The organism is Saccharopolyspora tripterygii, from assembly GCF_054778355.1.
The window spans coordinates 1-2,412 of sequence record NZ_BAAGZP010000019.1 but is presented as its reverse complement, the minus strand read 5'-3'; the positions used below and the strand labels follow the sequence as shown (position 1 = coordinate 2,412).

Here is a 2,412-nt window from a genome sequence, read left to right as displayed (position 1 = left end):
CCACCACCGGCCCGCTCGGCCAGGGACTGTCCACCGCCGTCGGCATGGCCATGGCCGCCCGCCGCGAACGCGGCCTGTTCGACCCGGAGGCCGCCGCGGGCGAGAGCCCGTTCGACCACCACATCTACGTCATCGCCTCCGACGGCGACATCGAGGAGGGCGTCACCTCCGAAGCCTCCTCGCTGGCCGGCGTGCAGCAGCTGGGCAACCTCACCGTCCTCTACGACGCCAACGAGATCTCCATCGAGGACAACACCGGCATCGCCCTGACCGAGGACACCGCCAAGCGCTACGAGTCCTACGGCTGGCAGGTCCTCACCGTCCACGGCGGCGAAGACGTGCAGGGCCTCCTGGAGGCCATCGAGTCCGCCAAGGCCGACACCACGCGCCCGACCCTGATCGTGCTGCGCACCGTCATCGGCTACCCCGCCCCCACCAAGATGAACACCGGCAAGGCCCACGGCGCCGCCCTCGGCGGCGACGAGGTCGCCGAGATCAAGAAGGCCCTGAACTTCGACCCGGAGCAGTCCTTCGAGGTCACCGACCAGGTCCTGACCCACGCCCGCGAGGTCGTCGAGCGCGGCAAGCAGTCGCACGCCGAGTGGCAGGTCGCCTTCGACAAGTGGGCCTCGGCCAACCCGGAGCGCAAGGCGCTGCTGGACCGGCTGGCCACCCGCGAGCTGCCGGCCGGCTGGCACGAGAAGCTGCCGAGCTGGGAGGCCGACGGCAAGGGCGTCGCCACCCGCAAGGCCTCCGGTGAGGTCCTCAACGCGCTGGCCGACGTGCTGCCCGAGCTGTGGGGCGGCTCCGCCGACCTCGCCGAGAGCAACAACACCAGCATGAAGGGCCAGCCCTCGTTCGGCCCGGAGACGATCTCCACCGACGCGTGGTCGGCCAACCCCTACGGCCGGACGCTGCACTTCGGCATCCGCGAGCACGCGATGGGCGCGATCGTCAACGGCATCGCGCTGCACGGCGGCACCCGCCCCTACGGCGGCACCTTCCTGGTGTTCAGCGACTACATGCGCCCGGCGGTGCGCCTGGCGGCCCTGATGAAGGTCCCGTCGATCTTCGTCTGGACGCACGACTCCATCGGCCTGGGCGAGGACGGCCCGACCCACCAGCCGATCGAGCACGTCGCGTCGCTGCGCGCGATCCCCGGCTTCTCGGTGGTCCGCCCGGCGGACGCCAACGAGACCGCCGCCGCGTGGAAGACCGTGCTGGAGAACCCGACCGGCCCGGCAGGCCTGGCGCTGACCCGCCAGGGCGTCCCGACGCTGGAGGGCGTGTCCGCCGAGGGTGTCGCCAAGGGCGGGTACGTCCTGGCCGACGCCGCCAACGGCAACCCGGAGCTGATCCTGATGGCGACCGGTTCCGAGGTCCAGCTGGCCGTCGAGGCCCGCAAGGCCCTGGAGTCCGAGGGCGTCGCGACCCGCGTCGTCTCGTTCCCGTGCGTCGAGTGGTTCGACGACCAGGACGAGGCCTACCGCGAGTCGGTGCTGCCGAGCTCGGTGAAGGCCCGCGTCTCCGTCGAGGCCGGCATCGCCATGCCGTGGTACCGGTTCGTCAAGGACGCCGGTGAGTCGGTCTCGCTGGAGCACTTCGGTGCTTCGGCCGACTACAAGACCCTTTACGAGCAGTTCGGCATCACCACCGAAGCCGTTGTCGCAGCTGCTCGACGCAGCCTGAGCAACGCCAAGCAGGCGTGAGCGGAGGAATCACTGTGACGACCAACGCGAATCTCAAGGCCCTCACCGAGGCCGGAGTGTCGATCTGGCTGGACGACCTGTCCCGCCAGCGCATCAGCTCGGGCAACCTCGCCCAGCTGATCACCGACCAGGCCGTCGTCGGGGTCACGAGCAACCCGACGATCTTCGCCAACGCGCTGTCCAACGCCGCCGACTACTCCGAGAAGGTCGCGGAGCTGGCGGCGCGCGGCGCGAGCGTCGACGACACGATCCGCGAGATCACCACCAGCGACGTGCGGGACGCGGCGGACATCTTCCGCAACGTCTACGAGCGGACCGGTGGTGTGGACGGCCGGGTGTCGTTGGAGGTCGACCCGCGGCTGGCCCACGACACCGACAAGACGGTGGCCGAGGCGATCGATCTGTGGAAGGCCGTGGACCGGCCGAACCTGATGGTCAAGATCCCGGCCACGCTGGCGGGCCTCCCGGCGATCACCAAGGTGATCGGCGAGGGCATCAGCGTGAACGTGACGCTGATCTTCTCGGTGGAGCGCTACGAGCAGGTCATGGACGCGTTCCTGGCGGGCCTGGAGCTGGCCAAGGCCAACGGCCACGACCTCGCGTCGATCGAGTCGGTGGCGTCGTTCTTCGTCTCCCGCGTGGACACCGAGATCGACAAGCGGCTGGACGCGATGCAGGAGGGCCACCCGCTGCGCGGCCAGGC

The 2,412-nt window shown here is 70.1% G+C and carries 2 protein-coding genes; both read left to right on the top strand.

The window, feature by feature from the left end:
• Positions 1 to 1,709: transketolase family protein (locus tag ACYVF3_RS15900; protein WP_461155009.1), on the top strand; the 1,709-nt coding region annotated here is incomplete at its 5' end.
• 14 nt (positions 1,710 to 1,723) lie between these two features.
• On the top strand, positions 1,724 to 2,412 hold a 689-nt coding region (gene tal, locus ACYVF3_RS15895; protein WP_461155008.1), incomplete at its 3' end, for a transaldolase.